General features: G+C 66.7%; 13 protein-coding genes. 9 read left to right on the top strand and 4 right to left on the bottom strand.

Going from position 1 to position 18,080, the window contains the following annotated elements; genetic code table 11:
• Positions 1–6 precede the first annotated feature (6 nt).
• The 8 genes from DM450_RS07610 to DM450_RS07575 all read left to right on the top strand — a co-directional run bounded on the left by DM450_RS07610 (position 7) and on the right by DM450_RS07575 (position 12,241).
• On the top strand, positions 7–1,548 hold the full coding sequence (locus tag DM450_RS07610) for a polyamine aminopropyltransferase (protein ID WP_260610296.1): 1,542 nt from the start codon (positions 7–9) through the stop codon (positions 1,546–1,548).
• Positions 1,538–3,187 (top strand): NAD(P)-binding protein, encoded by a 1,650-nt coding sequence (locus DM450_RS07605; RefSeq protein ID WP_142633837.1) that lies wholly within the window; start codon positions 1,538–1,540, stop codon positions 3,185–3,187. The genes DM450_RS07610 and DM450_RS07605 overlap by 11 nt, the downstream gene beginning before the upstream one ends.
• A complete protein-coding gene (gene speD, locus DM450_RS07600) occupies positions 3,187–3,579 on the top strand; it encodes an adenosylmethionine decarboxylase (protein ID WP_142633835.1) in 393 nt (130 codons plus the stop codon). The genes DM450_RS07605 and speD overlap by 1 nt, the downstream gene beginning before the upstream one ends.
• A gap of 93 nt (positions 3,580–3,672) precedes the next feature.
• The gene (locus DM450_RS07595; protein ID WP_142633833.1) at positions 3,673–5,970 is read left to right on the top strand and encodes a TonB-dependent receptor; all 2,298 of its coding nucleotides are present in this window, start codon (positions 3,673–3,675) and stop codon (positions 5,968–5,970) included.
• A gap of 23 nt (positions 5,971–5,993) precedes the next feature.
• A complete protein-coding gene (locus DM450_RS07590; protein WP_142633831.1) occupies positions 5,994–7,613 on the top strand; it encodes an alkaline phosphatase D family protein in 1,620 nt (539 codons plus the stop codon).
• Between the two features lie 94 nt (positions 7,614–7,707).
• Positions 7,708–9,390: an acid phosphatase gene (acpA, locus tag DM450_RS07585; protein ID WP_142633829.1), complete on the top strand. Its 1,683-nt coding sequence runs from the start codon at positions 7,708–7,710 to the stop codon at positions 9,388–9,390.
• A gap of 146 nt (positions 9,391–9,536) precedes the next feature.
• The gene (locus DM450_RS07580) at positions 9,537–10,952 is read left to right on the top strand and encodes a M20/M25/M40 family metallo-hydrolase (protein WP_142633827.1); all 1,416 of its coding nucleotides are present in this window, start codon (positions 9,537–9,539) and stop codon (positions 10,950–10,952) included.
• Positions 10,953–11,020: 68 nt separating this feature from the next.
• On the top strand, positions 11,021–12,241 hold the full coding sequence (locus tag DM450_RS07575; protein ID WP_260610394.1) for a metal-dependent hydrolase family protein: 1,221 nt from the start codon (positions 11,021–11,023) through the stop codon (positions 12,239–12,241).
• A 1-nt stretch (position 12,242) separates the two neighbouring features.
• Here the strand turns inward: DM450_RS07575 and DM450_RS07570 are convergent, their stop codons facing one another.
• The 3 genes from DM450_RS07570 to DM450_RS07560 all read right to left on the bottom strand — a co-directional run bounded on the left by DM450_RS07570 (position 12,243) and on the right by DM450_RS07560 (position 16,201).
• Complete coding sequence (locus DM450_RS07570) at positions 12,243–13,325, bottom strand: acyltransferase family protein (RefSeq protein ID WP_142633825.1); 1,083 nt, start codon at positions 13,323–13,325, stop codon at positions 12,243–12,245.
• A 108-nt stretch (positions 13,326–13,433) separates the two neighbouring features.
• Positions 13,434–15,038, bottom strand: a complete 1,605-nt coding sequence (locus DM450_RS07565) for an NAD(P)/FAD-dependent oxidoreductase (RefSeq protein WP_142633822.1) — start codon at positions 15,036–15,038, stop codon at positions 13,434–13,436.
• On the bottom strand, positions 15,035–16,201 hold the full coding sequence (locus DM450_RS07560; protein WP_142633820.1) for an aromatic ring-hydroxylating oxygenase subunit alpha: 1,167 nt from the start codon (positions 16,199–16,201) through the stop codon (positions 15,035–15,037). Before DM450_RS07560 ends, DM450_RS07565 begins: the two co-directional genes overlap by 4 nt.
• Before the next feature lie 36 nt (positions 16,202–16,237).
• Here DM450_RS07560 and DM450_RS07555 point away from each other — a divergent pair, with 36 nt between their 5' ends.
• Positions 16,238–16,864 (top strand): TetR family transcriptional regulator C-terminal domain-containing protein, encoded by a 627-nt coding sequence (locus tag DM450_RS07555; RefSeq protein WP_142633817.1) that lies wholly within the window; start codon positions 16,238–16,240, stop codon positions 16,862–16,864.
• On the opposite strand, the gene DM450_RS07550 is transcribed toward DM450_RS07555, so the two are convergent.
• On the bottom strand, positions 16,811–18,076 hold the full coding sequence (locus DM450_RS07550) for an amino acid permease (RefSeq protein WP_260610293.1): 1,266 nt from the start codon (positions 18,074–18,076) through the stop codon (positions 16,811–16,813). The two genes, DM450_RS07555 and DM450_RS07550, sit on opposite strands and share 54 nt — an antisense overlap.
• Positions 18,077–18,080 lie beyond the last annotated feature (4 nt).

Raw genomic sequence — 18,080 nt, 5'->3', positions numbered from 1 at the left:
GAGTTTGTGGCAGATGGGGCCGTGGGTGAGGGCGGGGAAAAGGGCCCTGCCTCGCTTGCGGTCATTCTGCTGGTTTCGGTCCTGGTCGTTGCCACCTGCGGGCTGATCTACGAATTGCTGGCGGGCACGCTGGCGAGCTACCTGCTGGGCGACAGCGTCACCCAGTTCTCGACGGTGATCGGCTCCTACCTCTTTGCGATGGGCGTGGGCAGCTGGCTCTCGCGCCATGTCCGGGGCGACGAGATCGGCGTTTTCGTGCGGGTGGAAGTGATGATTGCCGCGCTCGGCGGGTGGTCGGCGGCGGGGCTGTTCATGCTGTTCCCGCTGGTCGGCGATTTCCGTGTCGCGCTCTATGCGCTGGTGCTGGCGATCGGCGTGCTGGTGGGGCTCGAAATCCCGCTGCTGATCCGCATCCTGCGCCACCGTTTCGCGTTTCGCGAACTGGTCTCCAATGTCCTGACGTACGACTATGTCGGCGCGCTGATTGCCTCGCTGCTGTTTCCGCTGGTGCTGGTGCCCTGGCTGGGGATGATCCGCACCGGTTTTGTCTTCGGCCTTGCCAACGTGGCCGTTGCGCTGGCGCTGCTGGTCGCGCTGCGCCGCCAGCGCCGGATCGGTGCGGACATGGCGGCGGCGCTGGTGGTCACGGCGAGCCTGCTGGTCGGACTTGCCATGGCGGACCGCATGCAGCGCTGGTCGGAAGTGGCCTTTTATGCCGAGCCGGTGATCCATGCCCGCTCGACGCCCTACCAGCGCATCGTCATCACCCGGCGGGGCGAGGACCTGCGCCTTTACCTCAACGGCAACCTCCAGTTCTCGACCCGCGACGAGTATCGCTATCACGAGGCGCTGGTCTGGCCGGTGCTGGGGCGCGTTGCCCATCCCGCGCAAGTGCTGATCCTTGGCGGAGGGGACGGTCTTGCCGCCCGCGAGGTGCTGCGGGACACCCGCGTGCAGCATCTCACGCTGGTCGATCTCGACCCGGAAATGACGCACTTGTTCCGCGATACGCCGCAACTGGCCGCGCTCAACGCCCACTCGCTCTCCTCGCCGCGCATCACCGTGCACAATGCCGATGCCTTCCGCTGGGTGCGCGAGGCGAGGGGCCCTTACGATGCAGTGATCGTCGACTTTCCCGATCCCACCGAGTTCTCGCTCGGCAAGCTCTATACCGAGAGTTTCTACCGCGAGGTTGCCCGCCTGCTCGCACCCGGCGGGGTGATGACGGTGCAGAGCACCTCGCCGCTGATCGCCCCGCGCTCCTACTGGACGGTGGCAAGCACGCTGGAGGCCGCCGGTCTGTTCTCGCGCGGTTATCACGCCTATGTGCCGAGCTTCGGCGAATGGGGCTTCACGCTCGCCGCGCACAGGCCATTGACGGATGCGGTGAAGCTGCCCGGCGGCCTGCGCTTCCTGACCGCCTCCAGCGAGCGGGCGATGTTCGATTTCCCGCCCGACATGGCCCGCCGGCCGACCCCGGTGAACCGCCTCGACAACCAGGCCCTCGTGCGCAGCTTTGCCGAGGAATGGGGCAAGTATGAAGGCTGAGCAAACAGCCGGGCCGAGCAGGCGGCAGGTTCTGGCGGGCGGTACGCTTGCCGCCGGCGCGATGGCGCTGGGCGGATGCGGCGAGGAGGCCATGGCCGGAGAACTCGGCGGGGCGGACTGGCAGCGCGGCCACCTGCTGCGCGACCGGCGCTTTCCCGAGCCGCAGGGGCCGGTGGAGGAAATCGATGTCGTGATCGCGGGCGGCGGCGCGGCGGGCCTCGCGGCAGGATGGCGGCTGGCGGAAGCCGGCTTTGACCGCTTCACCCTGTTCGAACTGGAAGACAGGACCGGCGGCAATGCGCGTCATGGCAGGAATGCCGTCAGCGCTTATCCGCTCGGCGCGCATTACCTGCCGGTGCCCAACCGCGAGGCGACGGCGCTGCGCCGCATGCTCGGCCAGTTCGGCATGATGACGGGTGAGCGGGACGGGGTGCCGGTCTACGATCCCTACCAGCTTTGCGCGGACCTTGAGGAACGCCTGCTCTGGCGCGGGCGCTGGCAGGAAGGGCTGTTTCCCAATTCGGGCGTGACTGCGGCCGATCGCGCCCAGCATGCCGCGTTCGAGCGGCGGATGGCGGATCTGCGCAAGGCCGTGGGATCGGATGGCCGTCCCGCCTTTGCCATTCCCATGGCCTTGTCCAGCGCCGACCCAGCCTTCCGCGCGCTTGATGGCATGAACTTCGCGCAGTGGCTCGATGGCGAGCATTTCACCTCGCCGGTGCTGCGCGCCTATCTGCGCTATTGCTGCCGGGACGATTATGGCAGCGAGCCCGAGCATGTCTCGGCATGGGCGGGCATCCACTATTTTGCAGGACGCCGGGGCTGGGCCAGCGATGGCGACGGCGACCGGGAACTGACATGGCCGGAAGGCAACGGCCGCCTCGTCTCGCTGATGGCGGGGTGGATCGCGCCGTACCTGAAACCGGCCCATAGCGTGTTCCGGGTGGAGCCGGACGGCGATGGCGCGCTGGTCGACCTGTTCGATCACGCCGCGCGCCGCAGCCGCCGCTTGCGGGCCAGGGCCGTCATCATGGCCATGCCCCATTTCGTGGCCGCGCGGGTCGCGCCCAAGTTCGTGGCCAAGTTCGCGCCCAAGTTCGCAGGTGAGGACGCCATGTCCTATGCGCCCTGGGTGGTGGCCAATGTCACGGTGGGCCGCCATCCCGAAGGCAAGGGCGTATCGCTCGCGTGGGACAATGTCTCGACCGCCAGCGAATCGCTCGGCTACGTGGTGGCCACGCATCAGAGCGAAGCCAGCGACGGCGGGCCGACGGTGCTGACCTGGTACCTGCCGCTGTCGAAGGAGAAGCCGGAAGCGGCGCGCAAGATCATGATGACGCGCCCGCTGCGGGAGTGGCAGCGGATCGTGCGCGACGACCTGCTGGGCATGAACCCCGATCTTGACGGTGCCATCGAGCGGATCGACGTCTGGCGCTGGGGGCATGCGATGATCCGCCCCACGCCCGGTTTCCTTTCCGATCCGGCCCGCGGCGCGGCGATCGCCGCCCGGCCGCCGGTGCTGTTTGCCCATTCGGACATGAGTGGCCTGTCGCTGTTCGAGGAGGCGCATTATCGCGGCGTCGTCGCCGCCGAAGCGGCGCTCGCCCACCTTGGTCTTCCATTCGAAAGTCTCGCCTGATGGCGCATCAACCCGATAGCAGCCTGCACCTCATCGCCGACCTTGCGGAGTGCCAGGGCCTTGGTGATCTCGCGCGGGTCGAGGCAGCGCTGCGCGAGGCGGCGGAGGCCGCGCATGCCACCGTGCTCGACGTGCGGCTCCACCACTTCGGGCCGGGCATGGGGGTGACGGGGGTGGCGCTGCTGGCCGAATCGCACATTTCGATCCACACCTGGCCGGAGCACGGCGTGGCCGCCGTGGACATCTTTGTCTGCGGCCGGCAGGCCGACGCGGAAGCGGGGCTCGCGTGCATCACGGCGCGCCTGCAGGGCCGGGTGGCCATGAAGCAGGCGGTTCGGCGGCTTGGCTTGCCGGTTGCGGGAGGGGAGAAATTGCGCAGCGCCCACGCATGATTGCGGCTGCTGCAACAAATCGCCATTGAAGCTTCATCTGAAGCCGTTAACGCCCCGCCACGACATACGCTCGTGGGCGCAGGGGAAACGGCAATGAAATTCGGTATTTGCATCAAGACGCTGATGGTCGGCACGGCGCTGGCGGGGATCCCGGTGGCTGCTTACGCCGACGAGGCCGGGGCTGCCGCCTCGGGCGCTGCCGATATTGACGATTCCAACCAGATCGTCGTCACCGCCCAGAAGGTCGAGCAGCGCGCGGTCGATGTGCCGATCACCCTCTCGGTCGCCAGCGGCGAGCGCATGCGCGAACTGGGCGTGACCGACATCGGCGAACTCTCGGCCTATATCCCCGGGCTCAACATCCAGGTGCAGAGCGCCAACAACCCCGGCTTCGTGATCCGCGGCATCACCTCGGACAGCGGCTCGGCCCAGCAGGGGCCGCGCGTGACGCTCTATTACAACGGCGTCGACATCTCGCGCTCGCGCGGGGCCTATCAGGGCAACTACGACCTTGAGCGCATCGAAGTGGTGAAGGGCCCGCAGGCGACCTTGTTCGGCACCGCCGCCACGATCGGCGCGATCAGCCTTGTATCGGCCAAGCCTCAGCCGGGTGTCTCGGCCGAAGTGACCGGCGGCTATGGCAACCTGAACGCCTACCGCGTCGAAGGTTTCGTGAACGCGGGTAACGACGTGATCGCCGGCCGCGTGGCCTGGCAGTGGAAGAAGCGCGACGGCTACGTGAAGAACCTCGCGCCCGATCAGGACGATCTCTACGGGCAGGACCAGCTTGGCCTGCGCGGATCGCTGCGCTTCACGCCGAGCAGCGATTTCACCGCCGACCTTGTCTTCACTTACGACCGCCAGCGCAACACGGGTACGCCGTTCCTGTCGAAGGACCTCGGCTCGACTTCGGTCGACGGGCTCTACGGCGCGGCCTACCTCGGCGGCTCTCCCTATTCCGCTGAAGTGCTGGGTAGCGACAAGCTGGGCCTCAACCGTGACGTCTACGACGTGAATTTCACGACCAGCTGGGACTTCGCGGACGGCTGGAACTTCACCACCGTCAACGGCTATCGCCACTTCGACGCCCTCGAAGTCTTCGATGCGGACGGCTCGGCCGCCTGGTATCTCGAATTCGCCGAACACGCCAAGGGCTGGCAGGCCAGCCACGAGGGCCGTTTCACCTATAGCGACGACCAGTGGCGCGCCTCGTTCGGATGGAACTACTTCATCGAGGACAGCTCCCAGTACGTGCCGTTCTCCTCGGAAGTGGGCACCTACCTGCAGTGCACGGCGAACCTGATCCCGTCGCTGGGCTGCGTGAACTCTTCCAACGTGGCGACAGGCGCACTGGCGACATCGTACCTGACGAGCGGTGCCTATAGCGCGGTTCCCTACTCCAGCTGGTACGAGAACAAGGGGCGCAACCAGTCATGGTCGATGTTCGGTGACGTCACCTACAAGCCGGTGCCGCAACTGGAACTGACCGCCGGTGCGCGCGTGCTGATCGAGAAGCGCCGCTCGGGCTATTCGGCCTATCAGCCCGATGCCCCGGTCTATGGCCAGCCGCTGCTGCCGCTCGTCGATACCGATGGCGAGACCTACTCCGCCCAGCGCTCCTTCGCGGCGGTGCTGCCGCGCTTCAACGCGCTCTATCACCTCACGCCGAACGTCAACGTCTACGCCACGATCTCCGAGGGCCGCCGCTCGCCGGTGGTGCAGCTTTCGGCGGCGGCCGGTCCGGTTGCCGATCTGGACCTGATCAAGGCGGAGACGGTGTGGAACTATGAAGCGGGCATCAAGGGCTCGGTCGGTATCTTCTCCGGCTCGCTGGGCGTCTATTACGACGACTACAGCAACTTCCAGGTCACGGTGACCGAGAACGGGCAAAGCGTTACCCGCAGCGCCGGTTCGGCATCGAACCTTGGCGTGGAAGCCGAGCTCGAGGCAAAGCTCACCACCTGGCTGAGCGCTTTCGGCAATGTCGGCTTCATCAGCGGCGGTATCGACGACAATGCCTCGAACGGGGTCTATGCGGGCGACCAGTTCCGTCTCCAGCCCAAGTGGCAGTGGGCGGCGGGCTTCAACCTGAATGTGCCGGTCACCGAGAACACCAGCGTGTTCCTGACGCCTAGCGTGACCTACCGCAGCAAGATCTACTTCGAGATCCCGAACAGCGAGGCGATCAGCCAGGATCCGGTGACGCTGGTGAACCTGCGCGGCGGCGTTTCGCTGATGAACGGTAAGTTCCAGATCGCCGGATACGCCCGCAATCTGGGCAACGAGAAGTACCTGCTCGATGCCGGAAACACCGGCGGGTCCTTCGGCCATGCGACCTACATCCCGGCCGAACCGCGCACGTACGGTATCGAGTTCACCGCGCGCTACTGACCTTCCGACGACAGGACGATCCCATGACCATCGCTCTCGACCGCCGCCTTCTCATCAAGGCCGGCGCCTTCGGTCTTGCCGCACTTTCGACGCCCGGCATTGCCCGGATCCTTACTGCGCGGGGCTTTACGCACGGCGTTGCCAGCGGCGAACCGGCGGCCAATTCGGTGCTGCTGTGGACTCGCTACGTCAGCAGCAGCGAGACGAAACTGCGCTGCGAACTGGCCGAGGACCGGGACTTCCGCAAGGTCGCCAGCGGCGGCGAGGTGATCGCCAGCCCCGCGCGCGACAACTGCGCGAAAGTGGTGGTCGGCGGGCTGCAGCCGGGCAAGTGGTACTTCTATCGCTTCATCGCGCCAGACGGCACCAAAAGCGAAGTCGGCCGCACCCGCACCCTGCCGGTGGGCGAGGTGGGCCGCTTCGGCATCGGCCTGTTCTCCTGCTCGAACATGCCGTTCGGCTGGTTCAATGCCTATGCCCATGCCGCCGCGCGCGAGGATCTGGACCTTGTCGTCCACGTCGGCGACTATTTCTATGAATACAAGCAGGGCGAATATCCCGCACATCCGATGGCGGGCCGGGCGATCGAGCCGGCGAACGAGATCGTCAGTCTGGCCGACTACCGGCTGCGCTATGCCAGCTACCGCCTCGACCCCGACCTGCGCGCGCTCCACGCCCGTTTCCCGATGATCGCACAGTGGGACGACCACGAGTTCGCCAACGACGCCTACAAGGACGGCGCCGAGAACCACCAGAGCGAGACCGAAGGCCCGTGGCCTGTGCGCAAGGCAGCGGCGGAGAAGGCTTACCGTGAGTGGATGCCGGTTTCCGATGCCGATTGGGGCAGCTACGAGATCGGTTCGCTGGCGACGCTGTTCCGCCCCGAGACGCGCGTGTCCGCGCGCATGAAGCAACTCGATCTCGGTGATGCCTTCAAGGGGCAGCAGGACGTTGCCAAGTCGCTGCTGGCTTTCCGTGACGGTCCGTGGATGGCGCCTGAGCGCACGCTGATGGGCGGGGTGCAGGAAGACTGGCTCTACAAGGGCTTCGCCGCATCGGCCAGGGCGGGCAAGCGCTGGCAGATCCTGGCGCAGCAGATCGTCATGGGCTCGCTCAAGTCGCCCGCCGCGCTGGCCGATTTCGTTCCGGCTGGCGGCGACGCCAAGGTTCGCGGCGCGCTCATGGCCGCAGCAGCGGCCGCCAGGGTCGGCCTGCCGTTCAACATGGATTCGTGGGACGGCTATCCGGCGGCGCGCGAGCGTCTGCTCAAGGCCGCGCGTGAGGCGGATTGCAACCTCGTCGTGCTCTCGGGCGACAGCCACAATGCCTGGGGTAACGAACTGTCGTTCGGCGGCGCTGCCGCGGGCGTGGAATATGCGGGCCATTCGGTCACGTCGCCGGGGTACGAGGCGTACCTTCCCGGCGCCGGACCGCAGGCGCTGGCAGGGGCAATGCGTCAGGCCAATCCCGGGCTGGCGTTCACCGACGTCAGCCGCCGGGGCTATGTCTCGCTGGATGTGACGCCGGATCAGGTGCGCGGCACCTGGCACTTCATGTCGACCATTGCCCGGCGCACCACGGTTAACACGGACAGCACCACGCTGGCCGTCAAATGGGGCGAGCGCCGCTTCGCAAAGGCCTGATTGCTTTTCCGTAATTGATGGGTGGGGCGGTTGACGCGGGGGGCATCACCGTCCCACAGAGTGCCAGATTTCCAATCCTTTCGAGGCTCCCCCGATGTCCGATTTCGATCCTGCCGAGGCCCCCTCATCAAAACCCGCGTCCGGCAATCCCGACCGCCGCGATTTTCTCGGCGGGCTTGCCGCGGCGCTGGGCGCTGCCGCCGTTGCTGGCGGCGCGGCCGAGACGGCCGAGGCGAAACCGGCCAGGGGATCGTCCGCGCGCCCGGTCAGCGATGCGAAGCTGCGCGCGGCGATCGATACGGTCGTGGTGATCTATGCGGAGAACCGCAGCTTCAACAATCTCTTCGCCGACTTCCCCGGCCTCCAGCAGCCGCTGTCCGAAGTGCCCGCCGAGCGTACCCGCCAGCGCGACCGTGACGGCAAGGTCATGGAAAAGCTGCCGAAGATCTGGGAAGGCCTCGTGCCGACCCGGCAGGTTGTCGAGCATGCCGAATACCAGATCGGGCCGGACGACCTCGCGCCGATCCCGAACGGTCCTTTCGCGCTGAAGACGCCCGAGGGCGACCCGCTGCCGCACGGCCTCGTCACCCGGGATCTGGTCCATGCCTTCTACCACAACCAGATGCAGATCAACGGCGGCGCCAACGACCAGTTCGTCGCCTGGGGGGACAGCGGCGCGCTGGTCATGGGCCACTACGGCGACATGCGCGCCCAGCTTCGCCTGTGGCAGATCGCGCGCGAGTTCACGCTCTGCGACAACTTCTTCATGGGTGCGTTCGGTGGCTCGTTCCTCAACCACCAGTACCTGATCGCCGCGCAGCCGCCGTTCTATCCCGATGCGGACAAGAGCCCGTCCGCCAGGAAGATCGCCAGACTGGAAGGCGGCGACCCCAAGGGCACGCGCCTGAAGCCGGACCCCAAGACCCCGGCCAGCGCGCTCGACGGCCCGGCCGTATTCGGCCCCAGCACGCTTTCGCCGGACTTCTGGGCGGTCAACACGATGCTGCCGCCTTACGCGCCGACCTATGAACTGGACCCCGAGAAGCCCGGCTACGCCAATGCCGAAAGCGCCAGCACGCTGGTGCCGCAGCGGCACAAGACCATCGGCGACATGCTCAGCGCCAAGGGCGTGGACTGGGCCTGGTACGCGGGCGGATGGAACGCGGCGCTCGAAGGGCGGATGAACGACACCTCCACCCCCTCGCGTCCGAACTTCCAGCCGCACCACCAGCCGTTCAACTATTATGATCGCTTCGCCCCCGGCACCGCCGACCGCGCAAGGTTCCTGCGGGACGGCGGCGAGGGCAGCACCGCGCGCACCAACAGGTTCCTGGCCGATGCCGAGGCGGGCAAGCTGCCTGCGGTCAGCTATTACAAGCCGCAGGGCAATCTCAACATGCACGCCGGCTATTCGGACATCGATGCTGGCGACCGCCATATCGCCGCCGTCATCGATACCCTGCGCGCCAGCCCGCAGTGGGAGAAGATGCTGATCGTCGTGACTTTCGACGAGAACGGCGGCTGGTGGGACCACGTCGCCCCGCCGAAGGGCGACCGCTGGGGCCCCGGCACGCGCATCCCCGCGGTGATCGTCTCGCCCCATGCCAAGAAGGGCGCGGTGGACCACACGATCTACGACACCGGCTCCATCGCCCGCTTCCTCACGCGCCGCTTCGGACTGGAGAAGCTCGAAGGCCTGAAGATGCGCGAGGATGCGATGCTGGCAGCCGGCGGTGTCGCCCCCGGAGACCTGACCGGCGCGCTCGACATCGCGTAAATTTCAATGAAGTGTCTGGCGGCGCACCAAAACAGGTGCGCCGCCCCTGCGAATGCGACAGAGTGCCCGCTTCGGGACCGATTCTTTCCGGCCCCGTTCAGCAAGAACCTTCGGGCCAGATCGCATTACAGGGCAGGGCAATTTTCATGAGGCATATCCTTCTTACCGTGGCTTCCCTCGGCGCCATGGCGCTGGCGTCGGGCGCTTCGAGCGCCGAGGCCGCTCCCAAGGCCTATCCCGATGCGGAAGCGCATGTGCTCGACATGGCCAAGAAGGCCATCGCCCTGCGCTCGGTAGAAGGAGAGGGCAACCAGACCCCGCAAGTGGCCGAACTGTTCAAGCAGCGTCTGGTCGAAGCGGGCTGGAGCGCCTCCGACATCGAGATCGTGCCCTACAAGGACACCGCCTACCTGATCGCCACCTGGAAGGGCAGCGACCCGTCGCTCAAGCCGCTGGTCGTCTCCGCACATATGGACGTGGTTGAGGCCAAGCCTGCCGACTGGCAGCGCGATCCCTTCACCCCGGTGGTGGAGAACGGTTACCTCTTCGGACGCGGCGCCAGCGACACCAAGTTCGAGGCGGTGCTGGCGATGGAATCGATGATCCAGCTGCGCAAGGAAGGCTTCAAACCCCGGCGCTCGCTGGTGATCGCCTATTCGGGCGACGAGGAAACCTCGATGGCGACCTCCAAGCTGATTGCCGAGAAGCTCAGGAACGCCGAACTCGTGCTTAACGTCGACGGCGCCTCGGGTACCCTGTCGGAAGAGACCGGCAAGCCGCTCTACTGGACCTGGCAGGGCGCCGAGAAGACCTACATCGATTACCAGATCGAGGTTACCAATCCCGGCGGCCACAGCTCCGCGCCGCGCCCGGACAACGCCATCGTCCAGCTTTCCGAAGTGCTGGCCCGCATCGGCGCCTACACGTTCAAGCCCGAACTCAACGACGTCACCCGCGCCTACTGGACCGAGGCCGCCAAGCTGGAGGCCGATCCCAGGAAGGCCAAGGCGATGCGCGACTTTGCCGCCAACCCCAACGATCCCGCCGCGCTCGCCGTATTGCGCGCCGATCCGGCCACCGTGGGCCGTGTGAGCACGACCTGCGTGCCGACGATGCTCTCGGGCGGCCATGCCCGCAATGCCCTGCCGCAGCGCGCCACCGCCAACATCAACTGCCGCATCTTCCCCGGCCACACCCGCGAAGAGATCATGGCCGAACTGGAGAAGGTGGCCGCCATGCCCGCCGCCAAGTTCAGCGACGTGACGGGTGACGATTCCACCATGGCCCCGGCCTCGCCGATGCGGCCCGATTTTGTCGCGGCCGCGCGCAAGGCGGTGACGGCGGCCTGGGGGCCGGTGCCGATCATTCCGGCGCAGGCCTCGGGCGCGTCGGATTCGATGTGGTACCGCGCGATCGGCGTGCCGAGCTACGGCGCCAGTGCATCGATGATGAAGGATTCCGACGAGTTCGCGCACGGCCTCAACGAGCGTGTCTCGCTGGTCAACATCCGTCCGGGCATCACCTACTACCTCTCGATGTACAAGGACCTCGCGAGCAAGTGAGCACGAACGGGGCGAAGCGGGGGGCGCTTCTGGCGGCAATGGTGGCGGGCGTGCTGGCAGCGCCCGCCATGGCGGAAACGCTCTATGTGCGGGCGGGCCGGCTGATCGACGTCGATTACCAGACCACCCGCACCGGCCAGTGCGTGACGGTGACCGATGGCCGCGTCACCCGCGTCGACGCCTGCGGCAAGACGCCTTCGGGGGCGCGGGAAGTGGATTGGTCGAACTACACGGTGCTGCCGGGCCTGATCGACCTGCACACCCATCTTGCCGATGCCGGACAGAGCGCGGATGTCGCCGCGCCCTACCGGACTTCGCCCCAGCTTACCGCGCTGATCGGCGCGCATAATGCCAAGGTCACGCTGGAGGCGGGCTTCACCACGGTGCGCGATGTCGGCACCTATCGCGGCCTGACCGATGTCGCCCTGCGTGATGCCATTGCCCGCGGCTACGTGTCGGGGCCGCGCATGTTCGTGGCGGGTGCCTACATCACCAAGCCCGGCGGCGGCGGCGAACTCAACGGGGTGATCCCCAACGACCAGCTTCCCTCTGACATGCGCTACGGCGTGATCCGTAATCCGCAGGAAGCCCACGACAAGACCGAGTTCCTGTTCGAACACGGTGCCGACTTCATCAAGATGATCGCCACCGGCGCGGTCCTCGCCATCGGCACCGAACCGGGCCAGGTGGAACTGACCGAGGATGAGATGCGCGCCGCCGTGGCGGTCGCGAAGGAGCATCATTCCTACGCCACCGCCCATGCCCACGGCGCGGAAGGAATCAAGGCGGCGATCCGCTCGGGTGTCCACTCGATCGAACATGCCAGCCTGATCGACGACGAGGGGCTCCGGATGGCCAGGGACGCGGGCGTCTGGCTGGTCATGGACATCTACGATGGTGACTGGATCGACCAGCAGGGCACCAGGGAAGGCTGGCCCGCCGAGTACTTGCGCAAGAACCGGGAGACCACCCAGACCCAGCGCGACGGCTTCGAGAAAGCCGTGAAGATGGGCGTGAAGCTCGGTTTCGGCACCGACGCGGGCGTCTATCCGCACGGCCTCAACGCGCGCCAGTTCGCCTACATGGTGAAATACGGGATGACGCCGATGCAGGCGATCCGTTCGGCCACCATCGATGCGGCGACGCTGATCGGCCATGAGAGCGAACTGGGCTCCATCGCGCTCGGCAAATATGCCGACATGATCGCGGTCGAGGGTGACCCCTTGCGCGATGTGAGCGTGCTGGAGAAGGTTTCGCACGTGATGAAGGCGGGGGTACTCGAAAAATAGCTCAACTGGCGGTGAGCCGTCCCCCGCTCAGCACGCGTGCCGGTCCGGGGGCTGCCCGGACCAGCAGGGTACCCAGCAGGATCACGGCCAGCAGCACGATCAGTGGCTGGGTCAGAAGGTAGAGCGGATAGAGCGGTGAGCCCAGCTTGCCGAACAGCGCGCCCAGTACCGGTCCGCCCAGCCAGATCAGGATGAGGTGCGAGCAGAACAGGAAAAACGCAAAAGGCTCGATCCGCAGCAGGAACGTGCGGGCAGGGCTGTCCGAGAGCGCCCATGCCACGCGCCAGTAAGTCACGGCAGCGGCGACCCGAACCGCAAGGTCCAGCGCGGCGGCCTCGGGCGTCGCGGGATCGGTGCCGAGCCGCAGCGCGCTGTAGAGCTGGAGGCAGGTCAGGCCCGCGAAAGGCAGAACGGTCAGAAGCAGGGGCCAGGCCGCGATGCGGTCCGCGACGTGGCCGCGCCGCGCCAGAATGCCCAGCACGAAAAAGAACGGGATCGACGCGCGCATGAACACCGGCGCTCCCACCCCGAGGATCTGGCACACGGCGGCGATGGAGGCGAGCGCGACCAGCCACGGATTGGCCAGCCTCACCAGCAGCGGCGCCGCCAGCATGCACACGAACAGGTCGCGCAGGAACGGCATCTGCACGTTGATGTCGGGGTTGCGGCTGGCAACGAAGATTTCCTCGAAGACCCAGTCCAGCGAGTGCGGCGTCGGCGCGGGCAGGGTGAGCAGCCAGGCGGTGCCGGAAACCAGCACCAGCGCCAGCACGTTCCACAGCACCATCGGCAGCAGGATGGTGCGGGCCTTGCGGGCAACGTGGCTCGGCCAGTCGCGCGTGCGGTTGGAGGAGGCGACCAGCCAGCCGGAAATGAGGCCCAGCAGCGGCACCGCGCTGCGTCCGAACACGTCCATCAGGATCCAGCGCAAGTCTTCCTGCGGGGAGCCTCTGGCCAGTTGCAGGTCGTAGCCGGTGAGGCCGGTCCAGGCATGGACGTAGACGACGCCGAGGATGCAGATGACCCGTGCGATCGAGATCGCGGCGGATTTGCGCGGGGCATCGGCGATGAAGGACTGGGGCAAACAAACATCCGGGCAGTTGGCGACCTTGCCGCCTACCTGATGCCGTTCGCCCCCGAACCCAACCCACTAGCGGCGGATCGCCCCATCAAAGGGACGAAAGGCCCCGTTTCAGGTGCGGAAGCGCCCGAAACGGCCTTTGTCCGCCAGCACTTCGTGTGCGCAGTTATGGCCGGGCGCCCCGGTCACGCCGCCGCCGGGGTGCGTGCCCGAGCCGCACATGTAGAGCCCCTTGAGCGGGCCCCGATAGGCGCCGTGGCCCAGTACCGGGCGCGCCGACCACATCTGGTCGAGCGTCAGGTTGCCATGCATGATGTCGCCGCCGACAAGGCCGAACTTGCGTTCCAGCCCCTTGGGGCTGAGCACCTGGCGGCCGAGGATCGAGGCGCGGAAGCCCGGCGCATAGTCCTCGACCGTATCGATGATGATGTCGGCGGCCTTGTCGTCCTCCGCATCCCAGTCGCGGCCATCTGGCAGTTCCGGCGCGAATTGCTGGCAGAACAGGCTGGCGACGTGCTGGCCTTCGGGCGCGAGGCTGTCGTCCACGGTCGAGGGGATCAGCATCTCCACGATCGGCTTTTTCGACCAGCCATGGGTCTTCGCGTCGAGGAAGGCGCGGTCCATGTAGTCCAGTGTCGGCGCGATGATGATGCCGGACTGGTGGTGCTCACCCGGTTCGGGCAGGCAGGTGAACTTCGGCAACTGCGAAAGCGCCACGTTCATGCGGAAGGTGCCGCTGCCGGTCTTGAAGCCCTTCATGCGGCGCTGGAAATCGGGATTGAGATCGCTTTGCGCGATCATCCTGCCGTAGAGCAGCTTGGGCCCGACATTGGCGATCACGCGCCTGGCGGCAATCTCCTCGCCGCTTTCAAGCCGCACGCCGGCAACCTTGTCGCCATCGACGAGCACCTGATCGACCGGACTTTCGAGGCTGATCTCCACGCCCAGCTTGCGGCAGACTTCGCCCATGATGCGGGTGATGTTGCCCATGCCGCCGACCGAGTGACCCCAGGCGCCCTTCTTGCCGTTCACTTCGCCGAAGACATGGTGCAGCAGCACGTAGGCGCTGCCCGGCGTATCGGGCGAGGCATAGTTGCCGACCACCGCGTCGAAACCGAATGCGGCCTTCACCGCCTCGCTCTCGAACCAGCCGTCCAGCAGCCCGCGCGCGGACTTGGTGAAGAGGTCCAGCACATCGCGCTGCGCCTCGATGGAAAGGCCCGCCAGCTTGCGGCCCTGAAGCGCCGCGTCGATCAGCCCGCGCCAACCATCGCCAGCGTTGGGCGGCGACTTCAGCGCCAGATCGCGCAGCACTTCGGCCACGACTTCGAGCGAATCGTAATAGGCCGGAAGCACCTCGGCATCGTGCCTGGAGAACCGGCGGAACTCGGCCTGTGTGCGCTCCAGCCCGCCGCCCAGCTTGAGGTAGCCGCCATCTTCCTGCGGTAGCAGGTTGGAGATCGGCCGCTCGATCACGCGGTAGCCATGGTCCGCCAGCCGCATGTCGGCGATGACCTTGGGCTGGAGCAGGCTGACTGTGTAGCTGGCCACCGAATTGCGGAAGCCGGGGTGGAATTCCTCGGTCACCGCCGCACCGCCGACCACGTCGCGGCGCTCCAGAATGCGGACCTTCAGTCCCGCCCGGGCAAGGTAGAACGCGCAGACGAGGCCGTTATGGCCGCCGCCGATAATTACAGCATCGTATTTCTGGGTCATTTTTGGCTCCAGCCAGATGCGGGCCGCTCGCTTTGGCGGGCCTCTGGGATCAGTTCGCGGATGCGCTTGCAGAAGTGGCGGAGGCACACTTCCTTGTCGGACAGCGGCCCGACCGAGAACGTGCGCGAGGCCATGCCCGCCTGCACGCGGGTGATAAGGGCGGTATCCTCGGCATTGACCTGCCGGTTGATACGCCAGTTGAGATAGCGCGCGGCGCGCATCTCGCGGCGGTCATCGGGGAGGACGTAGCTGATCTCGCGGATCATGCAGGTTTCCGGTCCCGTGGGCAGCCACTGCATGAAATCGACCTGATCGGGGTAGATATCGAAGGCGACGCCGGGCCAGAGCTTGAAATAGAGCCAGTGGCGCTGCCGGTCCTCGGGCAAGTGCGGCACCGGCGGCAGCAGGCGCTGGTACATCCTCTCCGACCAGTTGGAGGAGGGCGCGTCCATCAGGTCGCCCCACATGCGGTCGACATGGCGTTCGGCCTCCACGCCGTAGCTGCGGCCGAACAGGCGGGTGAGGCCGGGATGGGCGACGGGGATATGCAGCCCGTCCGAATAGTTGTCGCCCACGTTCTTCCAGTTCACCGCGCGCGGGCGCATGGTGACGCGGCCGAGCGCTTTCAGATCCTCGAACCGGTAGGGCGCGACCATTTCCTCGTAGGGGGCCATCATCTGCGCGATCGAGGGGCCGCCGTCATCGACGAGGCGCACGAAGATGAAGCCGCGCCAGACTTCGACGTCCACCGGGACAAGGCCGTGGCTGGCCTTGTCGAAATCGGGATAGCTCTGGCTGTCGGGCACGCCGGTCAGGCGTCCGTCGAGATCGTAGACCCAGGCGTGATAGGGGCAGACCAGCTTCTTCGCGCAGCCACTGGCGCCGTCGACCACGCGCGATCCGCGATGACGGCAGACATTGGTGAAGGCGCGGACTTGCCGGTCGTTGCCGCGCACGACGATCACGCTTTCGCCGATGTACTCCAGCGTGTGCCAATCGCCCGCGTTCGGCACGTCGCTCTCGTGACAGACGATCTGCCAGCTCGGTGCGAAAATGCGCTCCTTTTCCACTCCCAGGAACTCGGGGTCCGAATAGGTCCACGCCGGCAGGCTCCAGCCATCGAGCGGATCGGTCTGCGGCTGATCTATCGGCTGCGTTGCCATTGGAGACTCCTTGTTGTACGAGTGTATAACAATGCCATGACAACCAAGCAATCCCACACCCCCGCCTTTAGTCGAGGCGATCCCGACGAGCGGCGGCAAAGCCTGATCGAGGCCACTGCACGGTGCCTTGCGCTGCATGGCATAGGCGGGACCTCGGTGCGTTCGATCTGCGCGGAAGCGGGCGTTTCGGCAGGGCTGCTGCGGCACTATTTCGGCGGCGTCGCGGATGCGATTGCCGAGGCTTATCGCTGGACCGGGCACCGCGTGGCGCGCGCGCTGGAAGAGGCGGTGGCGGCGGCGGATGACAGCCCCCGCGCCCGGTTGCTCGCTTATCTTGTCGCCAGCTTCCGGCCGCCGATTGCCGATCCGCAGTTGCTGGCAACGTGGCTCGCGTTCTGGGCGATGACGCCGCAGGATGCCGCCATCGGACGTCTGCACGAGGACATCTACGGCGAGTTTCGCGGCGGGATGGATGCGCTGATCCGTGATTGCCGGCCGGGCATGGCGGATACCCGCCTGATCGGCGTGGCGCTGACCGCGCTGATCGACGGGCTCTGGCTGGAACTCAGTCTGGGCAAGGCTCCCTTCACGCCGGAGGAGGCAGAAGGGCTAGTCGAGACCTGGCTGGACGCGCTGCTCGGCGGACCTGCGGCGAACCAGTAGCCAGATCGGCAGGCCTAGCGCCATCAGCACGAAGCTGAGGCCGCTGGCGCCGATCCCTGCGCCCCACAGCGTCCACAGGGCGTAAGCCGCGCCGAGGAGCGCGGCGGGCCTGGCGATGCCGAGTTTCAGTGCCGAGAGCGCGCAGGCCAGATAGAGCCAGAGCGTTGCGGAGGTCGAGAGCAGCAGCAGGTATTCGAACAGTGACTGCATCGAGCGGCTGGCGTTCATTGCCGCGAAAAGACTGGCGATCACCGTCGAGATCAGCAGCGCGCGGCGGGCGACACCGCGCCTATCGGTTTTTGCGAACCACGCGGGCAAGAGGCGGCGGTGCGCCATGTCGCGCACCATTTCGGCTTCGAGCAGGGTCCAGCCGTTGAGTGCGCCGACGCAGCTGATGACGGCAAAGATCGCGATCAGCGTGGCCGCATCCGTGCTCCAGAACCGGCCGACAAAGGTGGCGAACGGTGCCGCGGAATGCGCGGCGAGGTCCACGGGCAAGAGCAGCGCGATCGCCGAGCAGACCACCAGATAGAGAAAACCGGTGAGCGCGGTGCCCCATAGCGTGGCGCGAGCGATGTTGATTTCTGGATTGCGCACGCGGGCGGCGGCGACGCTGGCGCTTTCGAACCCGAGCAGGGCCCAGAGCGTCAGGCTGGCGGCGCCGTTGACCGCACCGATGCCGATGCTGCCGGGGGCGGGCGGGGCAATCCGCGCGGCGCCGCTGGCCAGTACCACGGCGGTGATGGCGATGACCACCAGCAGGGGAACGATCTTCAGGGCCAGTGTCAGTATCTGGAAGCCGCCTGCCGCGCGGGTCCCGCGCAAGTTGACGAGCGCCATCAGCCAAAGCAGCGTGATAGCGGCAAGGGCGGGGACGTTTTCGCCACTGGCCAGGACCGGGAACAGGTTCGTGAGGTAGCTGATCGCCGCGACGGCAATGGCCACGACCGAGGTCCAGATCGAGACGAGGTAGATCCAGCTGATGAAGAAGCCGACGGTCGGTCCGAAGGCATCGGTGACGAAACCCGCAGGGCCGCCCGCCTGCGGGCAGGCCCGGGTCAGGCGGCTGAGCACATAGGCCAGGATCAGTGCGCCGCTGATCGTCACAATCCAGCCCAGCACCCCGTTCCACCCGAACGGGGCGAGACTGGCGGGCAGCAGGAACACCCCCGAACCGATCATGTTGCCCATGACCAGCGCGGTCGCCGCCAACAGG

Source organism: Sphingomonas sp. IC081 (assembly GCF_006874585.1).
In the GTDB taxonomy this organism is placed as follows: domain Bacteria; phylum Pseudomonadota; class Alphaproteobacteria; order Sphingomonadales; family Sphingomonadaceae; genus Novosphingobium.
Note: the sequence above shows the minus strand (reverse complement) of the source record. Positions and strands in the feature narration are given on the sequence as shown.

Coding starts and splice junctions, on each gene's coding strand:
- DM450_RS07565 (WP_142633822.1), bottom strand. CDS start 15,038: ATGACCCAGAAATACGATGCTGTAATTATCGGCGGCGGCCATAACGGC.
- DM450_RS07605 (WP_142633837.1), top strand. CDS start 1,538: ATGAAGGCTGAGCAAACAGCCGGGCCGAGCAGGCGGCAGGTTCTGGCG.
- speD (WP_142633835.1), top strand. CDS start 3,187: ATGGCGCATCAACCCGATAGCAGCCTGCACCTCATCGCCGACCTTGCG.
- DM450_RS07590 (WP_142633831.1), top strand. CDS start 5,994: ATGACCATCGCTCTCGACCGCCGCCTTCTCATCAAGGCCGGCGCCTTC.
- DM450_RS07595 (WP_142633833.1), top strand. CDS start 3,673: ATGAAATTCGGTATTTGCATCAAGACGCTGATGGTCGGCACGGCGCTG.
- DM450_RS07555 (WP_142633817.1), top strand. CDS start 16,238: ATGACAACCAAGCAATCCCACACCCCCGCCTTTAGTCGAGGCGATCCC.
- acpA (WP_142633829.1), top strand. CDS start 7,708: ATGTCCGATTTCGATCCTGCCGAGGCCCCCTCATCAAAACCCGCGTCC.
- DM450_RS07560 (WP_142633820.1), bottom strand. CDS start 16,201: ATGGCAACGCAGCCGATAGATCAGCCGCAGACCGATCCGCTCGATGGC.
- DM450_RS07575 (WP_260610394.1), top strand. CDS start 11,021: ATGGCGGAAACGCTCTATGTGCGGGCGGGCCGGCTGATCGACGTCGAT.
- DM450_RS07580 (WP_142633827.1), top strand. CDS start 9,537: ATGAGGCATATCCTTCTTACCGTGGCTTCCCTCGGCGCCATGGCGCTG.